Below are 20,803 nucleotides of genomic sequence, written 5' to 3'. Positions count from 1 at the left end.
TTCGTGCTGGAGTCGGTTGTAGTTGCCAGCCTCCTGGGCGATGCGGAGTCCGTTGACTAGGAGAGCGCTGGCTTGGTCCTGTTCTGAGAGATCCAGCCATGATGTGAGTATGCGGGCTCGTTCAGCGTTGACCGCTGGTGCTTTGCTGGTTTGTTTTGTCGGGAGGAATCGGTAGAGCTGGGTAGCGGATTCGGCCAGGGAAGACCGTGGTGGACGGCGGTGGCTGAGGCACGGGCCGGGATGGACAGTCCTTCTGCGTCCAAATCGCCGTAGTAGAGAATCTGGCGAATGCGGGGAAGTTGGGTGATCGTGGCCACGGATGCTTCGAAGGCGTGTCCGGAGCCGAAGGCGATGTGTCCAATCGCGCCTGGGGCGGGGCGAAGCAGGCGCAGAAGGGTAGCGTAGATGTCGCTGTTCTCCACAACCAGGAGGGTGTCACCGATCTTGATGCGGGTGTGGTCGTTGCGCAGCTTGCTGGCGGGGGTGATGCGCAGGTAGGGGTTCAGTCTGGGCGTGTCGGCGATCCTGTCGCGCAGCTCGCCCCGCTTGAACGCGCTGAGGGCATCCGAGCTAACGATGAGTTCCTCCAGGTGAGGGAGTGTGCTGCCCCGACATTGCAGGTGAAGCGGCGCCGAAGTGGAGCATTCATCGGTAGCATCCGTCAGCGGCCGAAGTCCTTCATCTGGGCCCACGAGCCGGCGGCGTCGTTGACGTCGTCCTCCGACAACAGCAGGTACTGCCACCGTCCGTCTGCCCGCCCGGAGTTGTTGATCGTGTTGGTCCACGTCTTCGCCGCCTTCTTCTTCGCGATGACGTCAGCGGCGTTAATCTCCTTGTTCATCTTTGTCTCGACCAGCCAGTTGGTCCGCACGCCGTTGGCCTCCTCGATGACCACCAGGTCGGGGTTGTACTCCCGCCCTTCCTGGGTCCAGGTGATCGGGATGTCGTTGCGGTGGAGCCGCGCCCACACAATGACGTGGTCGTCAGCATCCACGGCACCAGCGACCTTGTATTCGGGGGATGAGTCGAACCACGCGTACTCGTAGGCGCCCTTCTCCCAGCCGTTGTACGCACGTGACCGCTCGAACGTGACGGTGTGGTCGGCCTCGTGTTTGCGACGGGCGGTCCGCGGCTTGTCGAGATCAGTGATCTGCACCCTGTCATGGAAGACGACCCCAACCTTGGCGCGCTCCCCTATCTGCTTGGCGACCTCGGATTCGAGCCGCCTGGCGGCGCGGTCGAAGTAGGCAGACAGGTTCTCGGCTGCGGTATCGCCCATCGCTTCGATGACTGTGTCGACGATCGATTCAGCTGCGTTGCGTTCGCTCTTGCGGCGCTCGACGCCCTTGACCTTCATGACGCGGTCGATGAGCCCTTTCCGTGACGTCTCCAGGGGCGTGTTCAGGTGGAGCGCCTCGACGGTGTCTTCGGCCTTTTGCCCCTTGATCTGGCCGTCTTTGGCCTTAAGGGCGGTCCGGATGAGCGTGTCACCTGCGTCGTGCCTCAGTGCCTCGCCGAGGGCCTGGAACGGTCTCATCTCATGAACCTGGTTCAGTGACACCGCCTGCGGCTGCGGTACCCGCTGCACGTACGGGATGCGGATGGGCTCCCGGTCCAGAAGCGGCATGTGGGTTCGGGCCTCGTCGGGGACGTCCTTTGCCCGGGCTTCAATCTGCTTGAGGTGGTCGTCGAGAGACTGGACGTGCTCGACAGGTTCTTTTGAGCTCGGGAGGCCCTTGTCGTCGACCTGCGGTGCGGGGACGGCTTGGCCCTCGAAGGGGTTGTCGACTTCCTCGGTCTTCTTGCGAACGACCTTCTTGCCGTCGCCGGTGGTGCGGACCTGGGCGAGGATCCGGTGGTCGACCATGGACTGGGAGAGCGCCTGGCGCTTCTTCAGCAGCGCCTCGTACTTTTCATGCGCGAGGACCTCGACGGTGTCGAGCATCTGCTCACCGGTGTACCTTCCGTAGGGTAGACGCATGCCTCGCCCGAGTGTCTGCTCCGTCAGGACCTCGGAGACCGAGGCGCGCATCGAGGCGATCACGTACACGTTCTTGACGTCCCAGCCCTCCTTGAGCATTCCGATCGAGATGATGATCCGGACGGGAGATGCCGGGTTCTCGACGGCGTCCAGATCGGCGAGTGCCTTTTCCTTTTTCTCCCCGGTCAGCTTCGAGTGGACGAGTAGGGTCTTGCCCACCCAGGCGCCACCGTCAAAGCTCTCTGAGTCGAGGATGTCTCTGTATGCTTCCGCGTCGTCGATCGACTGGGCGATCACGAGCATGACGGGCCGTACCGGCTTGACTGCGTTCTCTGCCGCCCACGCCTCGCTGACTCGTTCCTTGTGCTTGAGCAGCGTGACTCCGTCGAGAAGCTTCGTCCGGTCATCGCTCCTATCGTCCTGGCGGGCCACGAGAACGGGGGTCTTCACGTACTCGTCCTCGATCGCCTTCGCGAGCGGGTACCGGTAGACGACGCGGGCTTCGTCCTTGGGGTCCGGCGTGGCGGTCACGCCTACGACGAGTTCGGGGTTGAGGTTGGTGATGGTCTTGGAGAACGCGGGGCCGCGGTAACAGTGGTGCTCATCGGCCAGGATCACGAGGTCATCGAGAGTGCTGAGCCAGTCGTAGAAGGAGGCCCCCAGGAACTCCTGGTAGGCGTGGGTCTTGCGGCCACCACTCGCTTCGGTGGTCTCAGTGAGCGACTGGACGGTGAAGATGTAGACCTTGGTCTTCGAGGTATCCGTGATCGCGTTGGCGGTGGCGGCGGAATCGAAGTTGTCCGCAGTCACGATGACCGGATCTGACCGCATCGACTTCGTGATCGCCTTGTCGTCCCCGGGGGTGAAGTTCCGGACTGTCTTGTCGCGGATGGTCCGTCCCGGGGTGAGGATCAGGAAATTGCGGGCGGGGGTGCCGATGCCGGCGAGGTATTCGAGGAGCCCGGCCATGATGTATGTCTTGCCGACGCCGGTGGCGGAGTCGACGATGCACTCGAACGGCTCGGTCTTCTCTTCCACGTCGTAGTGCTGGCTCATCATGTTCGCGACCGATTCGACGGCTCGGAAGTTCGGGTCGCGTAGGCTCAGCCGGTGCTTGACCTCTTCGAGTAGGTGCTCGTCGACCTTCAGATCACTCACTGGTGTTCTCCTTCTTGAACGGTGAGCCGTTCGACGCCTTCCTGCGGTACCGGTCGAGAACCGAGTCGGGGATCGCTTCGAGTCGGGAGCCCTTCCGCTCCTTCCGGAGCAGGTCTGCTGCACCGTCGGCGACCTGGGTGGCCCACACCTCGACGACTTGGCCTTCTGGGAGCTGGTCGAGGATCGACTGGGCGGTCGACTCGCCGACGAGCCCGTCGATGACGACGTAGCGGACGGTGCCTTCCTTGGCGGCGAAGATCCCGTCGGGGGAGTAGGTGACTTCCAGTTGTGCGCACATCGCCTCGGCGAGATCACCCCGTGTGGCCCAGTCAGCGAGCAGAACCATCCCGTCCACCTCGTCGAACATCGACGGACCGACCTCAAGGTGGGTGAAGCCGCCGCCGCCATGCCACAAGGTGGTGGTTTCGACCTTGGTCTTGGTGAGCTTTTGAAGGGCCTTCAGGGTGTCGGTGTCGAGGTCCTCCCGGCCTCCGGTCACCTTCTTGAGCAGTCGGTTGAACTCGTGCGCCTCTTCAGGAGTCACGCCGTCTGGTAGATCTGCGGCAGCGACTCGCTCTTGAGAGGTCGTGACCCCTCCCGGGTCATCGCCCTTGACTACCCGCGCAAGCCGGGGCTTGGTGTACTTGCTCACCGTGGTGGGCAGGAGCTCGGAAGTCACCCAGCGGCGCCCCATCTTGTGTGCAACTGCCGCGGTTGTCCCGGAGCCGCCGTAGCAGTCAAGCACGATGTCACCGGGGTTGGTGGCGATGTGGATGACCCGCTGGAGGAGTTCTTCGGGCTTCGGGGTGGCGAAGGCATGGAGGTCCGGGAACAGGTCGCGAATCTGGTTCTTCCCGCGGAGCGAACCGCCCACGTCGGATGCGAACCACAGAGTCTCCGGAACGCGACCCTCGTCGGCCAGGTGTTTCTTGCGCTGGATCCGTTCCTTGTTCAGGTCGAGGAACACCAGGTCCGGCCAGTGGCCGGCGTCGTGTCGGTCGCGCGCCGATTTGGCTGCGTCTTCCAGCGGCTCCGCGAGCATGATGGCCGGAACACCCGCTTTGACCTCCTCCGCCGTAGTGCCGCAGATGACGGCGCGCTTTTCTTCGTCGCCGATGTCGCGCAGCTCGTATTTCGCGTACTCGTTCATCTGTTCGAGGAACCAGGATTGTGCCTTGCCCCAGCATCGTCCGGGGGTCGGGTACATCAGGCCGCCGGTGACCGGGTGCTGGATGGCGTAGACCATCGGGTGGTTGGTAGCAGCCTTCCCCGCCGTTGCATCGCCATCGCGCCACGGTACGGGGTCACCGTCTCGCGAGCGGTAGCGAGACGTGTTCGAGGACGCGAGTCGCCTCATCCGGTTCGGAACCCAGTGGTCGGTCTTGCGGTACACCAGCAGGCTGTCGTGCGACACTGAGAAGCCGGTCGTGTCGTTTCGCGGCGATGTGGCCTTCTGCCACACGACCTCCGCAAGGAAGTTCTCGGGGCCAAGTTCCTCGTCCATGACCGCCCGGCAGCGGTGCACTTCCACGTCATCCAAGTGGACCCAGATTGACCCGTCGTGGGCAAGCAGGGGACGAATCTGGCGGAGCCGGTCACGAAGCATCGTGAGCCAGATCGAGTGCTCGATGTTGTCTTCGTAGTTCGTGAACGCCTGTCCGGTGTTGAACGGCGGATCAATGTAGACCAGCTTCACCTTGCCCAGGTACTTCTCGGAGTACTCGGGAATCTTGGCGAGCGCGTCCAGTACGTGCATCGCGTCGCCGGTGATCAACAGGTTGTCGTCGGTCGGCTCCGGGAGTTCGTCAGGTCGATCCTCGGGAGTGGGTGCTTCGACACGGTCCATCTCGTGGAGCAGCCGCACCTCGGAAACACGGTAGTCGGAGGGATCGACGAACGTGTAGTCGTACTGCCCGTCACCTGTCGACAGGAGTGTCTTCTCCTTGTCGGTCCAGGTGAGTTCCAGCCGACCTTGGTGTCTCTGTGTCATCGTCTCCTGCGTCCCGTTTCTGGCGTTCGACGTCCATTTTGGTGGATGGTCGCGTCCGCATTCTCCGGCCCTGCGAAGCCGGGAAGGCGAAGGGGGCAGTGACCGGCCGTCAACCGGCCAACAGCCTTGGCGTTCTGCGGTGGGGCGGACCTACCAATGGACCTATCAGATCCCACCACCAATCCATCTACCTGTGCGCGGGTCGACTCTTCCGGTTGCGAAACGATCCGGGACACTTCGGGGACAAGTCTCCCCAGTTCAGAGGCCAGATTGTTCGATGCGCCTTCGGCCGGAAGGTCTGGGCGATCTCGTGCACGTTGTTCCCGCTGGGCAGCCCCGAGCCCAGGTCGAGGAACTGCTCCAGGCCCTCCACCTGGGCGAGGTGACGCACCGCGCGGTAGAGGAAGCGCCGGTTCTGCCGGGCGATGTCCAGGCCTTCGGGGAACACCTCGCCGATGGCGCCGGCGGCCTAGTACTGCAACGACAGGTTGTTGCAGTACTAGTCCAGAGAGCTGAGCCCTGACGAAGCCACCTCTGCCGCGACGACATCGTGGCCTTTGAGTAACCGGTGTCGACGGTCTGTGGTCGCCAGGCATGCTGCTCACCATAAATACCTTGGGAGCAGGGAAAACTCCTGCGATCATGCTGGCGTGATAGATGACATTGAGGAGCCCGTAGACAGCGGGGATGAGCTGGAGCCGGTTGATCTCTCACGCCTCTACCCAGGGTTGACGGCGCTGGCGGACTACTACAACAGCTTGGCTTCCTCGTGGACGAGGAAGTTCGCCGCAACGAGTTGGACGACGGCAAACCTCCCTCAGTTCAATCTCCGCGTTCCGCCCTCTTGGAAGAACCCGCTTTCCGACCAACTCAGCAAGCAAATAGCTGAGTTCAATACCCTTAACACCAATATACGTGATTCACTTGCGCCTCTAGTTCAGTTCTATGAGTCGCAGTGGAAGAGCGTATTCGAGTCTCTGGGGCGCATCAAGTATCGTGTCTACCCTGAGAACCTACACGATTCCACTCCCACCATCGATATTCTAGAGCCCATTTTAGTTGAAGAGGGAATCCCCCTCATGTGGGTTCCGGGACCGAAGGCGGTGAACGCGCTCCTTGAGGCACCGGATGCTGCAGTCCGCCGTCGTGTCCTAAGCCAGCGTTGGAGGGGAATCGTCAACGACTGCGAGAACGCCCTCGCAACCATTGACCATCCCGACCTTCATGATTCACGCGGCTTTGCGCTCGCTTGCGTCAGCGCCCTGCGTGAAGGACACAGCAGCGCAGCTCAGGCGCTTGCTGAAAACCTGCTGGATACTCTCATGCGTCGACACTTCGACGCAGCGAGCCGGGCAATACTCACAACCAATGATTTCAAGAAAAAGAGCATCAGGTTCAAATTTGATGACTACAAGATCCGTGTCGCCTTGACCTTCGCTCCTGTATGGTATGCCCACGCCAAGTACTGGCCCGATCATGGCGGTTCGATTCCGCGCGAGTTCGGGCGACACCCCAGTGCCCACGCGGTGTCGCGCGCCCAGTACTCCCGCATCAACTCCATAATCGGCTTGATGCTGGTGACTTCGGTTCTCAAGTTCTTCGACTTGGAGCTATCGCGCTAAGGGTTCGCCGATTAATAACCCGTAGCATTCCGGGTTCTTGTCCGATGGTGTGGTTATGGGCGTGTTGGTGGAGATTTTCGACCAGGACCTCGCGGCCGAGGCACCCGTACCAGCAACCGCACACGCGGTCTGCTCACTCAGTTCCACCCGTCCCTGGAGCGCGTCCTCGGGCCGCGCCTAGACCATCCCGCGGTGACCTGGCTGCTGGAACGCTACGGATCCCCGGCCGCGCTGCGAAAGGCCGGCCGCCGCAGGCTCGTCGAGGTGATCTGGCCCCAGGCACCACGCATGGCCGCCCGGCTGATCGATGAGCTCTTCAACGCTCTGGACGAACAAACCGTCGTCGTTCCCGGCACCGGCACTCTCGACATCGTCATCCCCTCGCTGGCCCGCTCGCTCGCGGCCGTCCACGAGCAACGCCGAGCCCTGGAAGCGCAGATCGAGGCCCTGCTGGAGGCGCCCCCTCTTTCGGTGGTCCTGACCTCGATGCCTGGGGTCGCGGTCAGGACCGCCGCCGTACTGCTGGTCACCGTCGGCGACGGCGCTAGCTTCCCCACCGCCGCCCACCTCGCCTCCTACGCCGGACTCGCCCCGACCACGAAGTCCTCAGGGACCTCGATCCACGGCGAACACGCCCCCAGAGGCGGCAACCGCCAGCTCAAACGCGCAATGTTCCTCTGGGGCGAGCAGAGCTACAAGCAGATCAAGGACGAGCTGGGCTGGCCCAAGGCCCAGGTGCGCTCCGATGCCGCCATCCGCCGCCACCAGAGTCTGGTCAACTGCGCGTTCAGCTTCTGCTGGGACATCTGGTTCGCCCCGCCCCCGCCAGCTACCGACCTGCCGCCCGAACCCCCTGCGCTGCCGGGTCCGGCAGAGAGGGGAGAACCGCGGCCCCAGCCGGCCTGCTAGCCCCGGGCGCTCCGGGCCGTCCGTGGCTGGCTGGTGCCCTGGACCATGCTGCAACGCTACTGGCGAGCCTGGACAGCCAGGCCCCCGCCCAACGAACTCCAAGACCTGATCCACGCCGTCTCCACCGGCAGACCCCTTGATCTCTACTGCCGGGTCTAACAAACCACCGCTAGTCAAACGCCGCGGGTACGCCAAAGCTCTCGTCGCGCTCGCCCGCTCAATCCTTACCATCACCTGGCATCTCCTCAGCGCCCCCGACGCCCGCTACCAGGAACTCGGGGTCAACTGGCACCAACGCCACCTCAACACCACTCGCAAAACACATGACCTCGTCCGACAGCTCCATGCCCTCGGCCATCAAGTAACACTCGCACCAACGACCTGACCAGGCGCTCTTCCAACATCCGTTGCGCTTTAAGCACCGGATACCGCGGCCTGCCCTACCGAACCTTGATTTTCCGTTCAACATCTCCTTGCACGTAAACGCGTGCGAGCAGTCTTCACCCTCCATCTCAAGAATCGGGACGAAAACTCCTTATCGGTCAATAAGCGGAAAAACCAAAACCGCTTGATCGATCGCTTCCGCCATGGAACGGTGATGAATCGTCGTTCGGTTCTAGCGATGCTCTTCGGAAGGGAGAGGGTAGCTCTGGCCACTTCACTCGAGGCTGCGCTCGTACGCGTGCAGAATAGTGTGGGGACGTCCGTCGGGGCTGGGTTTCTGATATCCAACGATACCCTTTTGACCTGCGCGCATGTGGTGTCGCGTGCCATCGGGGCCGAGCACGCCGACCCTCCTTCTCACCGAGACCACGTGACGGTGGTCTTTCCCCTGATCGATCCGCACGCGCGGATCGAGACCACGGTCGAGCGTTGGATTTCCGGTGGAACCGAACTGCAAGGCGATATCGCCCTGCTGCGCCTCCTATCCTCATCCTCGGTTCCCGTCGGGGCACGGCCTGTCCGTCTTGTCACCAGTGGGAACCTCTCCGGCGTCGAGGCGCGCGTCGGTGGCTTTCCTCAAGGGCTGCATAACGTCGCCTGGGCGCGGTGCACGATCCTGGGGCACTCTGCCTCTGGGGTAGTGCAGACGGAGGACATACGTATGACCGGGGTTCCCGTTCAACCCGGCTTCAGCGGGGGACCGCTCTGGTCCGATGTACTCCAGGCGGTTGTGGGGATGACTCTCGCCGTTACTCCCAGGCTGGACTCGCGGACGAGCTACGCGATCACTGGCCAGGCCCTCCTCAACGCACTGCCCGAGATCCATGACCGCGTTATCCCGCCGACTCCCTATCGTGGGCTGCGTGCCTTCCATGCGGAGGACAGCCATCTGTTCTTCGGGCGCGAAGCGTTGGTGGCCGAGCTCGTCGAGCGGGCCGCCAAGCGGGAGAACGCCCTGCTCGTCGGCCCGTCGGGGTGTGGGAAGACCTCCCTGCTCCTTGCCGGAGTACTGCCCCGACTGCGCGCGGCGCATAAGCGCAACGTGTTGGTTGTTCGCCCTACAGAGGCGGCAGTGCGTGAGCGGGTGGACGCTGCCATCCGCGGCGCAGATAGCACACTCATTGTTGTCGACCAGGCCGAGGAAACGGTTACCGCAGACGCGGTCGAGCTGGTTGCCAGGGTCACTGCCGAAGCGTCCCGACCGTCTTCCATAGTCCGGGCGCTAGTCGCGGTACGCTCCGACTTCCTCGACACACTCCTCAGTCAGCGCGAGCTGGCTGGGTTGGCCTCGTGGCACACCAGGTCGGTCCCCGCGATGGGCGACGCCGAGTTGCGCCGGACCATTGAGGGGCCGCTGCCTTCCGGAGTTGTCTTCGAGAACGGCTTGGTGGAACGAATTCTGGAGGCTGTTCGCGAGGCAAAGGCCCCACTCCCGCTCCTCCAGTTCACCCTGTCCCGGTTGTGGGACGAGCAGCGGGGCGGCGTAATCGGCCACCGAGCCTATGAGGAGTTCGGGGGGATCTCGGGCGCACTGGATGGCTACGCTGAAGAAGTCTGGGCGCTGCTGGGCCCGGGCGAGCGCGCCGTCGCTCCACGGCTCTTCAACAGGCTCTTGCGCGTCCATCGGGGCCATCTGCCGGTCGGGCGGAGCGCACTTCTGGAGGAGCTCAGCCTGGTGAGCGGGAGTTGGTGCAGCTTCCCGCAGTGGCTAGGTTGGTCGTCGTCACCGAGGACGCCGGGCGTGCGACGACGGTGCGGTTCGTTCATGAGGCCCTGATTGACAACTGGACCAGGCTGCGCGATTGGGTGCGCGCGGACGAACGCTTCCTGATCTGGCGCGAAGGGCTCCGCAACGACACGCTCCGATGGATGCGGTCCGGTAGGGACGACTCCCTGTTGCTACACGGGTCGGCCCTGGAGGAGGCCGAGGAGCAGGTGCCGGCTCGCGGCGCAGAGTTGACCGAGGACGAACGGCGCTACCTAGCTGCCTCGACCAACTCGCGCATTCGGCGGCGCCGCAGATCGCGAACGGTTATCGCAATCATATCTGGACTCATCGTTTTAGCTTTGGTTATCGGTGTCGCCGCGGAGGCTCAACGCAGGCGTGCGGAGCAGGAGAAGGCTAACGCGGCCTCTCAAACGCTCGCCGTTGACGTGGGCAGCCGGTCCGAACTGGACGAGGAGCTGGTGCTGCACGCGGTCGCCGCTTATCGGACAGCGCCGACGCAGCGTGCGACCGAGGCGCTGTTCGACGTCTACGCTCGCACCCGGGAGCTGGACGCGCTGATCTCCCCAGGAGGTGTGTTGGCCTCTGACGTCGGAGAGCCCAAGGTGTCCTCCGATCTCAGCCGCGTCGGCGTCGTTGCCGGCCTACGGGTTCACATGTGGAACATTACTGAAGAGGGGGCCGAAGAGGCCCCACTCACCGGCGAGATAGCGAACGAAATCGCGATATCCGCGGACGGCAACACAATTGCGCTGCTCACCGATGAGCTGGTCACGTTGCACGACGCGCAGGGGCGGCATCTGGGTGACGTCGATGTCCCGGACGGCGGCGTCGTCGAATCACCATCAGCGATCGCGCTTTCGCCTTCGGGTGGCTACCTAGCCGTCCACGAGCTGAGGAGCTCGGAGAAGATCACGGTCTACGACACGCAGACGGGCGAGGAGGTGGCTCGCGAGCCGATCGCCAACGAAGAGGGTGACGATGACGGAACGTTCCTCTTGAGCGATGACGCACTCTTTGTCAGCTCGCCCTTTGTCGGCTCACCGGAGGAGGTCCTCGTCCACGCGTTGCCGGAGGGTCCGACCGAGACCATCGACTTTCCGGGATTTGATCTGGATCCGCAGGAGAATCACCTCAGCACCACTGTGACCGCGGGAACAGAGGAGCCGGTCCATGCGAGCTGCCGACTGGCAGCCGATGGAGGTTGGGCCAGAATCCATACTCGGCAGCCGGCCATTGGAGGTTCGGAGGAGCTCGTCACAGCACCGATCAACTGCGATGAAACGTTCATCCCGAATGAGAACGGTCGCTACGCCATCGGGCAGCAGGGAGAGAATGCGGATGAACGTCAGCTCCGCTTCGTCGACCTGAGAGGCGAGGGCCTCGTCGGAGGCAGCCCGGTTCCGATCAGCGCGGAACAGCACGCTGTCGCCCCCGCCGACGCGCAAGCGCTGCGCGTTTTCAGCTGGGACGAGGAGATGACAGGCCTGGGATAGGGGTCCACAGGCTCGGGCGGATGGACACAACCGCCGGTATCATTGGTCATGTCATCGACGGCCACTACGCCGTTACGGTACGCATCGAAGAGCGTGGGGGTAGACTGCTCCCCCACCCAGGCCTCGACCTGTGGGACACCCGCGACAACACGCACCTTGGGAGCGTTGAGTTGCGCGGCATCTGGAGGACCAAGATCGTCGACGAACGGCTGCTCATCATCGAGGCCGACGAACGGATCCAGGTGCACACGCTGCCCAACCTTGACCTCGTCTGGGATCTCGATATCCCTGGATCGAAGGGGCCCCAAGCGATGCTCACCTTCGATAGGGAGCACGTCGTGATCGTCGAGGATAAGGGGGACGCCGAGGTTCGCAACCTACACACCGGAGAGGCCACCGGGTCATCGTTTCGCCTTCCCTTACCGGAAATGAGCTACTCCATCGGACCAACGGAACCAAGGCCCGTGCATCTGCAGCCGCTTCCGGACGGGGAGTTGTTGGCCATCGGTGCGGACAGCCGGTCGCTGGAGCGGTGGGACTGGAACAACGGCAACCAGGTGGAGACCATCTCCCTCCCCAACGTGGAGGGCCTTATCGCGTTCTTGCCCGTCCCTGACTCCGAAAAATTCATATTCTTCCGCCGAAGCGACGAGGTAGAGCGCAAACTCGAGGTCTGGGAAATCCGCGACGACAAGGCTGCCAAGACCGACACACTGATCACCGCCACTTGGAATGACACCATGCCGATACGGACGAAAGGTTCCGAGGCCATCGCACTACAGAATGGCACGACCATGAACGTGTGGAACCTCGATGGGGAACGAATCCTGAGCCTCCCCGTTCCCGAGGGGATGACGCCAGTCGCGGCGGATATCGACGCGCACACGCTGCTGGCCCACGGTCCCATGGGCGGCGCGCTCACCTACTCCCTGGAGCCCGACCAGTGGATCCGGCATCTGTGCGGGCTGGTCGGCGGACGAGACTTGACCGAGGCGGAGATGCGTAACCTGCCCACGGGAACCCGGACTGACGAGATATGCCGCACCACTTAGAACTCGTCTCATTTGGATTTCTCGTTAGCCTGGCGGCATGTCGATGGTGGAGCGCTTGGTGCCCGATGGGTTGTGGGAGTTGTTCCAGCGGGTGGTGCCGCAGGCACCGGCCCGCCCGCAGGGTGGCGGCCGGCGGAGATACGGCGACCGGGAGGTGCTGGCCGCGATCGTCTTCGTGGCCACGACTGGCTGTACGTGGCGGCAACTGCCACCGGTGTTCGGCCCCTCCGGGCCCACCGCGCATCGCCGGTTCACCGAGTGGAGCCAGGCCCGGGTGTGGGCCAAGCTGCACCGCCTGGTGCTGGACGAACTGGGAGCCCAGGGCGATGTGGACTGGTCGCGCTGCGCGATCGACTCGGTGAACATGCGCGCGCTCAAAGGGGGGAGCTGACCGGCCCGAACCCTGTCGACCGCGGCAAGAATGGCGCGAAAGTCCACCTGACCACCGACCGGGCCGGCCTGCCGCTCTCGGTAGCGATCTCGGGGGCCCACACCCATGACAGTCTGGCCTTGCAGCCCCTGGTGCGGGCAATCCCTCCCGTGCGCTCTCGCCGGGGCCCGCGCCGGCGCCGACCAGCCAAGCTCCACGGTGACAAGGGATACGACTATGACCACCTGCGCCGATGGCTACGCACACGACGAATCACCCACCGCATCGCCCGCAAAGGCATCGAGACCTCCCAGAGGCTGGGACGACACCGCTGGACCATCGAACGCACCTTCGCCTGGATGGTCGGCTACCGCCGCCTACACCGGCGCTACGAACGCAAAGCAGCACACTTCCTCGCCTTCACCAGTCTCACCTGCACCCTGATCTGCTACCGAAGACTCACCAAATGAGACGAATTCTTAGAGAGGACCGCCGTGAGCTACTACCTCGAACTCCCCATCGAGGGTCAGGAGCCGATCCGGGTCGAAGTGGAGGCCCCCGAGTTTGGCATGGTCCCAGCAGGAGGGGGGGCAGAGCCGGGTGTCTGCAGGTTTCAAGAGTCCCTGAACAAGGCCATGGACCGAATCCGACCCGTGGCCGAAGCGATCGCCGAGAAAGTCCAGAATCTACCGAGTCGCCCGGAGCAGGCGCAGGCCGAGTTCGGTATGAAATTCTCAGCCGACCTCGGGATCGTCATCGCCCGGACCAAAGCCGAATCCCATATCAACATCACCTTGACCTGGAGCGGTTCCGACAGCAGGTGATGAGGACCAGCGGCCGATTCGAATCGGTCACGCCGAGCGCCTTAGTACTGCAACGACAGGTTGTTGCGTGTGCGTCTGCGGTAGTGGCTCTCGCGTGCCCGCTGTTGGACGTGCCGTCTCCATTGCGACCATTTCATGACGTGGTCTACGGAATGTGTGACACCCGCTGCCACGCGGTTCCATAAACGGCGGATCTCACTTATGCTCAGGGGGATCAGGGGCACGACCGAGCCGTGTTCCGATCCCCTTTTTTCACGGCCTGGCGGAGTCGGAGGAGAAACGCCGAGGCGGCCATGGACAGGGTGATGTGGCGGTACCAGGCCCGATACCCCCGTACCTGGTAGTGGTCCAGGCCGGTCTCGTTCTTGGCCGATTGGAAACACTCCTCGATGGCCCACCGGGCCCCGGCTACGGCCACCAGGTCGGCCAACGCGGTGTGTTCATCGGCGAAACAGATGTAGTAGGCGATGTTCTCTGGAGCAGCGACGTTTCTGCGCGCCAGCAGCCAGTGCCCCGTGCCCGGCTCGCGAAGCGGGCGGATATCGGTGCGAGCCCAGTCGTAGACGCGTGGACCATGGGCGCCGTCTGCGCAGCTCAACCGCTGCCATGCCTGTTCGGGAAGCTCGGCGATCAACTCCTGGGCGCGCGCCTGGCCCAGCTGCATCGTGATGACCATCTGGGATTTGGGCACCGCGACCACTCTGCTCGAACTCTACGGGGGTTAGCCTCTGGTCAAAGAGACTCTACGAAACCCAGTACAGGTCACATCCGTCACGGTCAGCGCAGCCTGCCCTACCTCATCCGGGACTTCCTTCAAGATCTGAAACGGAAAATCCCACAGACAAAAACAGCAGTCCACAACATTTCCGACGACGTGGCGAAAGACGCGATCCCGCTCCTCGGTATTGATCAGACGTTCAACAACCCACTGACTCACCGCCCGGTACTCGGCCACGGAACGGCCCGGGACCTGCAGACCGGCGAAACCGGCGACCTCCTCAACCACGGCTTCCTGGCGCACGACAGAGTTGAGGTCGGTCCGAAGGGCGACGATATCGATGGCCGCCAATGCCAGCTCATTCAATCGGTAATCGTGCCACCCCCGCTCCGCTTTTGCCTTGCTCGTGTAGAGTTCCAGAAGCGGATACGCAATGGCCAGTGAGCCTTCAGGATGAAAAAGGCTCACTAACTCCTGGGGTGCGTACACGCTTGTCCACCGAACGCACGGTAAGACATACCTACGACAAGTGGGATACACACCTCTTATTGAGGTGATCTAAAAGAATCTAAATCGGGCGGCGCGCAGCAAAAGGGGCTATCCGGGTGAGCTGAGAGGAGTTCATGATCCTCCGGCATAGACACGGAGCTCTCAGTAGGAGGCGACGCTTCGTCGCCTGGCCTGCCAGCACCCTTCGCGACCTGCATCTTGTCATTCTTGTGAACTTCCGCCCCTTGGAGTTACACCGTTCTGTTCACCCCCGCATGAGGTGGTTTGAAGCCCCCGGTTCTTGGCAGAGCAGATGTCACAGCCTTCTGTCGTTGGTCCTTCCTTATCCGGGAAGGAGCCTATGGCTGGAGAAAACAGGCAGGTAAGAGGCACTGACCGGATCATCCGTGAGTCGACGAAGCTCGTCGTTTGCGGTGTGGCAGCGGTGGCCGCCGTTGTCTCCTATCGCCATGCCTACGCGGTGGTCACCGACTACGGAGAGAGCGGCGCCACGGCGTGGATGATCCCGCTGACCATCGATGGTTTGGTCTATGCCGCCTCGATGGTCATCCTCGATGCGGCCCGCAACCACCTACGGGCGCCCATCCTCGCCTGGGGGCTGCTGTGGCTGGGGATCGTCGCGACGCTGGCGGCGAACATCGCTCACGGGATCCAGAACGGTCCGGTGGGAGCGGTCGTGGCGGCCTGGCCGGCGGTCGCACTGGTGGGCTGCTACGAGATGCTGATGTGGCTGGTGCGGGCAGGCAGCAGGACCGGGCGGCCGGCTTCGGAGAAGGAGATCGAGGAGCAGGCAGCTTCGCTCTATCGTGCCAGTCTTGCCGAAGGCAACCGGATCTCAGAGCGGAAACTGGCGGAGCGCTTTGGTCGGTCGCGGCGTTGGGCCAGGCGCATCATCAAGGAGGTGGAGGCCGAGGGCGGCGTTTGAGTAGGGCAGACGAGGTTGGCGTGGGCCGTGCGAGCTGATCCTAGTAGGGCTGAGAAACCGCGGGACGTCACCGGATTCGGGGCGGCATCCGATCACCAGGCCCGAGAAGTTTGAGGGGGCGGCGTGTGCCGCCCCCTGCCATTTTCGCGGCGGTGTGATTGCTCCGTTTATCGGACTCCATGCTTTCGCAGGAGTTCTTCGGTCTGCGGGGTCATCTCAAGGTCGAGCTTGTTCAGGGCGATGTAGAGGCGCTGGGCCGCCCGGGTGATGCCTTCGGGATTGCCGGCTCTGTGCTCGACGCGGATGAGGTCGCGGTAGAGCAGTTCACAGACCGGGTCGATCTCGAGAACCTTGAGCAGTGCCTCTCGTGCGGTGTCCAGGTTGCCGTAGTCGTAGCGAAGGTGACGCGCGGCAATGGTGTGGGCGGTGTCCACGATCGCGGCGAGCATGGTCGGCTTGAGTGGTTCAGCCCAGGCATAGCGGTCCAGTGGCGTGCCGCTGAGTGGTTCACCGTGGACGAGGGTGAGGGCCTGTTCGAGGAGTGCCGTACCAGCGGCGTCCTCACTGGCCAACCCGTGCTGGGCGAGTTGCTGGAAGCAGGCCCAGTCGCAGCCGACCGTGGGGCTCAGTGAGTAGGTTCCGCCGCTCATTGTCGGTAAGTGGAGCTTGCCGCCTTGGGCGCGGCCGAGCCACACTCGGAGCTTGCTGAGGTTGTCGGCTCGGTACTTGGCCGACCATGGTCCGCGTGGACCACCCATGCTCCGCGAGATCTGATCGGGGGTGCGTTCGGGGCGCAGACGAAGCAGGCAGGCGAGCTCAGTGAGCACTCTGCGTTTGCCCGCCTCGAGACTGGCGGGGTCAGGGCCGATCAGCTCAACCGGTCCGAGCACGCAGAGCTGAACTTCGTAGGTCTCCAGGCGTGGGGGCGTGTCCTGCGGAATCGCCGGCGCGGTTGGCTGTGGGGGCGGCGTCGTGGTCTTGGCGATGGAGACGAGCGTGCTGAGGGCCTCGGTTTGGGTAGTGGAGGTGTCGGTGCGCTGGCCCAGGGGGTTAGAGCCGACGGGGACCGGTTCGAGTGTGTCTTCGGTGGGGACCTTCTCCCAGCCGGGGGCGGCGACGCTGCGGGTTTCTTCGGCGTGGCGCAGTAGGTCGGCAAGCTTGGTGTACTCGTCGTCGGTCAGTCTTTGGAGGGTGACCGGCTGGTCCAGGATCGGGAGTTTTTGGCGGGCCTCTTTGGCGGTGTCTAGGCGCCATGTGCCGGGTAGGGGGTGCTCCTCTGTGGCGGCGGCGATGATGGCGATGGGCGGGGCGGCAGCGTGTCCGACGATGGTGCGCATGCGCCCGAGGTGCTCGCTGGTCAGCGGGTAGGCCGACAAGACGACCTCTGGAGGAATGTCTTCGGTGGAGCTCTCTCCGGAGGCGTACTCCAGCGTCAAGAGTTCGAGTTCGCGCAGGCATTGGTGCACACTGTCGGCCGCGCGGATGCGTCCGGTCTTGGCTGTGGAGGCCAGGCCGTCGGCGACACCGATGCAGCTGAGGTTGAGATGGTCGGTGCTTACTGAGGTCGCCAGTTCCAGGGCCAGTGCCGCTAGAACCTGTTTGGTGTCCTCGGCAGGGCCGTAGAGCCCGATGGCTCCGGTCTGTGGCAGCTCGACCAGGATCTGGGCGCCGTCGGCGTCGTGCCCGATCGTGGCCAACCCTGGGTAGGGGGCGCGGGTTTCAGCGGCTTCGTCCTCGGGCAGTAGGGCGGAGGATTCGGGATGCAATCGCCAGCGGCCCGTACCGGTGGCCCGGAAGGGAGAGATCGCGATCGCTGGAGCATCCTCGCCGACGAAGATTTCGCATTCCGTGTTTGAGACACGAGCGCCCAGCAGGCTGGGCAAGGTGGTCTGCGTGGAGGCGCACTTAGCCGAAAGTGATCGCAGGCCGCGGTCGAGTAGCTCTACGCTGGCTGAGGCCGAGGCGTTGTGTACTTCCTCTTCGACTTCCTGGGCATCCTCGCTGAGGTCTTGGACGATGCGGTGTCCCGGGCGGCGATGCCGCATCTGGTTGCGTCGACGCAAACCGAGAACGCTGAGAACACCGAGGGCGGCCAGAGCGCTGTAGCCGGCGATCGACCCGATTGCGGGGGCGTCTTGGTCGTCGTCGGTTTCACTGGTCAGGTCGATGTCGATGGTCTCGTCGGACTCCGCAGCCTTGGTCGGGGCCGCGATTCCCAGATCCTGTGCGGCAGGGGGCTCATCATGCCAGGAGCGGGTTCATGCTCGGGCGCGCCCTCCTGCGCCTGGGGGGATGTTGGCTCCTTGCCGCTGTCTTCCTCGACCTCTGGCGTCGTGTTCTCGTGGTGGGGTTCCTTATCATGCTTGGCTGGGGCGGGGCCGGGCCTTGCGGGGAGGGGACGGTTTGGGTCTCCGGCGGTGCAGCGGGGGCCTCAGACGAGGTGTTCGCGGTGGCCTCGGGGATGGACAGGGTCCAGCCGACATCGATGACATCAGGGTCGTTTAGACGTGCTCCGCCTGGTTGCGGGCGGTCTTGGTTGGCCTCGAAAATCTCAGGGTAGGCTTCGGCGTCGCGAGGTGTTCGGATGCGATTGCGGACAGCGTCTCACCGGCCTTGACCGTGTGCACGGTCTCCTCCGAGGAATCCTCCGGTTCGTGCTGTTCTTGGTCTGCAACAGGCAGGAGGAGCTCCCACCCCGGTGCGAGGAACTCCTCCCCGCTGAGCACGGTCCCATCCGGCATCGCGCGCCCCTTGTTGGCCGCGACGATCTCGGTGTAGCGCTCGGGGTCGCCGAGCTGGTTTTCAGCGATCCTCCAGTAGGAATCCCCGGGTTGCACGGTGTAGAGGCGCTGCTTGGTGGCAGGATCGGAGGCATCGGCCTCTTGGGCGTCAGTGTCCTCCTCTTGCTGGGATTCCTGATGGGCCGGCCCGCCGGGACTCTGGTAAGCCACCACCGCGACCACGGGGGACTCCTCAGCGTTCGCTGTGCCCCCGGAGAGCCCAATTATTGCGGGGGAGACGAGCCCGGCCACGGCGACCTGAAGCCAGCCCATTCCCGGCAATTGGATCGGGGGCATGCCACGCAGCTGGGTGATGGCCTCCAACGCGATCAGCACGGTGAGCACCAGCCACGCCACCCACGCGACCCAGGTGAGCACGCCGATGAAGAGTGACCCGTCATCGGGGCGGGACAGCAGATCGGCGATCTCTGCCCAGGTGGGGACACGATCAGGGAGGGGGAAGCCGCCAAAGGTGAGCAGGAGCGCGGGGATTCCAAGGACGATGGCGACCAACAGCGCCGTGGCCGCCAACCCGCGGGCGAATCCGACCGGCGCGCTCTGTTGGCGCTGCGGGGTACTCCGGTGCTGGGTCATGGTGATTCCTGGGCGAGTCCGGGGACGATGCGGGCGGTCGCCGATCCTGAAGCGGACAGCGAGTTGATCCCGATGAGGGAGAGCAGAAGCGTGTCGACACTTTCGTTCACTTCGACGCTGACTGTGGTGGCCGACGTGGCGCGCACCGTCCCGTTGGCCCCTGCCGCGCGGAGGTAGGAATTGGAGGCGGCGACCGCGGCATCGGTATCGATGCGCACGTCACCGCCCTGGAGGACAGCAGAGACGTCGATGGCTTGGTTGCCGGCCCGGGCGGCTTCCTCGGCGATGGATGTGGCGCGCTGGGCGGCGCGCAGTTGGGCGCCGCCGTCGATGACCAGGCCGGCCACCAGGAGTACAGCGATGACCGCCACCGCGACGAAGATGGTGGTGCTGCCGCGGTCGCCGTTGTGGAGGCCGATCATGGTGCTGACTCCCTGAAGGTGTCGATGGGGCTGGTGAAGGTGGCGGTCACATCCCGGCTGCCTGGTAGGCCGGGAAGCGCGGTCTCGGAGAGGAGAACGGAGCAGTGCACGGTCGCGCTCACCTGAGCTGGATCGCCGGGGGATTTGGTGAACCCGGAGGTGTCCAGTGACACCGTCATTTCGGTGCACTGCAGTCCTTGGGCCGCCAGTGTTGTGACCGCCGCGGAATGGGCGTTGGCCTGTGCGTCTTGGGCAGAGCGGGCGATGGAGGCTTGCCGGGCTGCCGCACGGGCGGCGTCCTCCACCGCGTGTGCGGTGACCTGGAACCGACCCAAGGCGACCACGACTGAGATCAGCATCAGCAGGCCGAGGCTGAGCACGGCGAGTTCCAACGTCGCGCTGCCCCGGTCGCTCTGCGGGAGGGTCATGGTGAGCTTCCTGAGGTGAATCGCTCGGTGGCGCCGGAGGCGTTTTGTGAGACCTGGATCGGCAGGCCCGGGACCAGGGTCAGGACTTCTCCGCTGACGGTCACCCGCACCTCGGTGGCGCTGGATCCAGCGGTCGATACCGTTGGGTGGCGAAGATGGTCGCGGCCGTGGGCGCGGGCGAAGTTCTCGGCGGCGGCCACCGCCTGCTCGGTTGATGATCCTTCCGCGCGACCTGCGCGGACCCCTTCCTGTGCGGCGCTCAGCGCGACCGAGCGGGCGTGGTACCACAGCCCGGCCTGGACGGTGCCCATGATGATCAGCAAAAGTGCCGGGAACAGGACCGCCATTTCCAGCGTCGTACTGCCCCGCTCCCCGCTGTTGCTGCGTCGCGGGCGGGTCACTCGATGCCTTCGAGTCTGTTGTTGACGGCGTTGGTGATCGCGACGACGACGGCTGTGGCGGCTGCGAGTAGCCCGAGGGCGATGACGGCGATCTCCAGGGTGGACAGGCCCTCATCGCCGCGGCGGCGTTTGATCGCCTGACGAGCGTTGTCCACATAGGTGTTGACAAGGCTGAGGAAACCGAGGATCTGCACCGTATGCTCCCTGATCACGTGGTGGTGAGGCGGACGACGACGGGGTAGAGAAGCAGGGCGACGAAGCACAGGCCCAGCACCGCGACAGGAACGACGAGCCGCTCGGAGGCCTCGTTGGCGGCGCGGCGCTGGGCGTTGAGGGTTTCCACCCGCAGGCTGCGCGCCCGGGCCAGCAGGTTGTCGGCCACAGCTGTTCCCTCTGAACCGGTGGCGATGATGTCGGCGCAGTCGGCCAGCTCGGAGATGTCCAGGTCCCGGG

Annotated in this window: 16 protein-coding genes and 4 pseudogenes; 7 read left to right on the top strand and 13 right to left on the bottom strand. The window is 64.1% G+C overall.

Annotated features, from left to right (window positions below; genetic code table 11):
• Positions 1-56: 56 nt before the first annotated feature.
• The 4 genes from VS93_RS19790 to VS93_RS19775 form a co-directional block, all read right to left on the bottom strand.
• Positions 57-692, bottom strand: a complete 636-nt coding sequence (locus VS93_RS19790; protein WP_046471397.1) for a Wadjet anti-phage system protein JetD domain-containing protein — start codon at positions 690-692, stop codon at positions 57-59.
• A complete protein-coding gene (locus tag VS93_RS19785; protein ID WP_046471396.1) occupies positions 662-3,139 on the bottom strand; it encodes a DEAD/DEAH box helicase family protein in 2,478 nt (825 codons plus the stop codon). Before VS93_RS19785 ends, VS93_RS19790 begins: the two co-directional genes overlap by 31 nt.
• Complete coding sequence (locus VS93_RS19780) at positions 3,132-5,129, bottom strand: site-specific DNA-methyltransferase (RefSeq protein ID WP_046471395.1); 1,998 nt, start codon at positions 5,127-5,129, stop codon at positions 3,132-3,134. The genes VS93_RS19785 and VS93_RS19780 overlap by 8 nt, the downstream gene beginning before the upstream one ends.
• A 187-nt stretch (positions 5,130-5,316) precedes the next feature.
• Positions 5,317-5,586: an SAM-dependent methyltransferase gene (locus VS93_RS19775; protein WP_082127044.1), complete on the bottom strand. Its 270-nt coding sequence runs from the start codon at positions 5,584-5,586 to the stop codon at positions 5,317-5,319.
• 193 nt (positions 5,587-5,779) lie between these two features.
• Between VS93_RS19775 and VS93_RS29375 the strand changes: the two genes are divergently transcribed.
• The 6 genes and pseudogenes from VS93_RS29375 (at position 5,780) to VS93_RS19735 (ending at position 13,572) form a co-directional block, all read left to right on the top strand.
• On the top strand, positions 5,780-6,751 hold the full coding sequence (locus VS93_RS29375) for a hypothetical protein (RefSeq protein ID WP_156184933.1): 972 nt from the start codon (positions 5,780-5,782) through the stop codon (positions 6,749-6,751).
• 76 nt (positions 6,752-6,827) lie between these two features.
• A pseudogene (locus VS93_RS19765) lies at positions 6,828-7,429 on the top strand (transposase); the annotation flags it as partial.
• 829 nt (positions 7,430-8,258) lie between these two features.
• Positions 8,259-11,326: pseudogene (locus VS93_RS33495) on the top strand (nSTAND1 domain-containing NTPase).
• Between the two features lie 20 nt (positions 11,327-11,346).
• Positions 11,347-12,378 carry a hypothetical protein gene (locus VS93_RS19750; protein WP_046471390.1) on the top strand — a complete coding sequence of 344 codons (1,032 nt, stop codon included), beginning with the start codon at positions 11,347-11,349 and terminating at the stop codon, positions 12,376-12,378.
• A gap of 43 nt (positions 12,379-12,421) precedes the next feature.
• A protein-coding gene (locus VS93_RS19740; RefSeq protein ID WP_162231696.1) for an IS5 family transposase occupies positions 12,422-13,218 on the top strand; the annotation gives its coding sequence in 2 pieces (ribosomal slippage) (positions 12,422-12,764 and positions 12,764-13,218; 798 coding nt in all).
• Between the two features lie 24 nt (positions 13,219-13,242).
• Positions 13,243-13,572, top strand: a complete 330-nt coding sequence (locus VS93_RS19735) for a CU044_2847 family protein (protein WP_052745875.1) — start codon at positions 13,243-13,245, stop codon at positions 13,570-13,572.
• Between the two features lie 214 nt (positions 13,573-13,786).
• On the opposite strand, the pseudogene VS93_RS19730 reads toward VS93_RS19735, so the two are convergent.
• Positions 13,787-14,278: pseudogene (locus tag VS93_RS19730) on the bottom strand (IS701 family transposase); the annotation flags it as partial.
• 15 nt (positions 14,279-14,293) lie between these two features.
• Positions 14,294-14,779: a hypothetical protein gene (locus VS93_RS19725; protein WP_156184931.1), complete on the bottom strand. Its 486-nt coding sequence runs from the start codon at positions 14,777-14,779 to the stop codon at positions 14,294-14,296.
• Positions 14,780-15,140: 361 nt separating this feature from the next.
• Here VS93_RS19725 and VS93_RS19720 point away from each other — a divergent pair, with 361 nt between their 5' ends.
• Entirely contained in the window at positions 15,141-15,725 is a 585-nt protein-coding gene (locus VS93_RS19720; RefSeq protein WP_082127040.1) for a DUF2637 domain-containing protein, read from the top strand.
• A gap of 167 nt (positions 15,726-15,892) precedes the next feature.
• Here VS93_RS19720 and VS93_RS31935 read toward each other — a convergent pair whose 3' ends face one another.
• The 7 genes and pseudogenes from VS93_RS31935 to VS93_RS29810 form a co-directional block, all read right to left on the bottom strand.
• Positions 15,893-17,491, bottom strand: a complete 1,599-nt coding sequence (locus tag VS93_RS31935; protein ID WP_236700624.1) for an AfsR/SARP family transcriptional regulator — start codon at positions 17,489-17,491, stop codon at positions 15,893-15,895.
• A 735-nt stretch (positions 17,492-18,226) separates the two neighbouring features.
• Positions 18,227-19,099, bottom strand: a complete 873-nt coding sequence (locus VS93_RS31930) for a LysM peptidoglycan-binding domain-containing protein (protein ID WP_046471383.1) — start codon at positions 19,097-19,099, stop codon at positions 18,227-18,229.
• A complete protein-coding gene (locus VS93_RS19700) occupies positions 19,096-19,521 on the bottom strand; it encodes a pilus assembly protein TadG-related protein (RefSeq protein ID WP_046471382.1) in 426 nt (141 codons plus the stop codon). Before VS93_RS19700 ends, VS93_RS31930 begins: the two co-directional genes overlap by 4 nt.
• On the bottom strand, positions 19,518-19,949 hold the full coding sequence (locus VS93_RS19695) for a TadE/TadG family type IV pilus assembly protein (protein WP_046471381.1): 432 nt from the start codon (positions 19,947-19,949) through the stop codon (positions 19,518-19,520). Before VS93_RS19695 ends, VS93_RS19700 begins: the two co-directional genes overlap by 4 nt.
• Positions 19,946-20,350: a TadE family protein gene (locus tag VS93_RS19690; RefSeq protein WP_236700623.1), complete on the bottom strand. Its 405-nt coding sequence runs from the start codon at positions 20,348-20,350 to the stop codon at positions 19,946-19,948. Before VS93_RS19690 ends, VS93_RS19695 begins: the two co-directional genes overlap by 4 nt.
• On the bottom strand, positions 20,347-20,544 hold the full coding sequence (locus tag VS93_RS19685; RefSeq protein WP_046471380.1) for a hypothetical protein: 198 nt from the start codon (positions 20,542-20,544) through the stop codon (positions 20,347-20,349). The genes VS93_RS19690 and VS93_RS19685 overlap by 4 nt, the downstream gene beginning before the upstream one ends.
• Before the next feature lie 14 nt (positions 20,545-20,558).
• A pseudogene (locus VS93_RS29810) lies at positions 20,559-20,803 on the bottom strand (type II secretion system F family protein); the annotation flags it as partial.

The sequence above is a fragment of the Allosalinactinospora lopnorensis genome (genome assembly GCF_000981225.1).
Taxonomy (GTDB): domain Bacteria; phylum Actinomycetota; class Actinomycetes; order Streptosporangiales; family Streptosporangiaceae; genus Allosalinactinospora; species Allosalinactinospora lopnorensis.
This window is presented reverse-complemented; position numbering and strand designations above follow the sequence as displayed.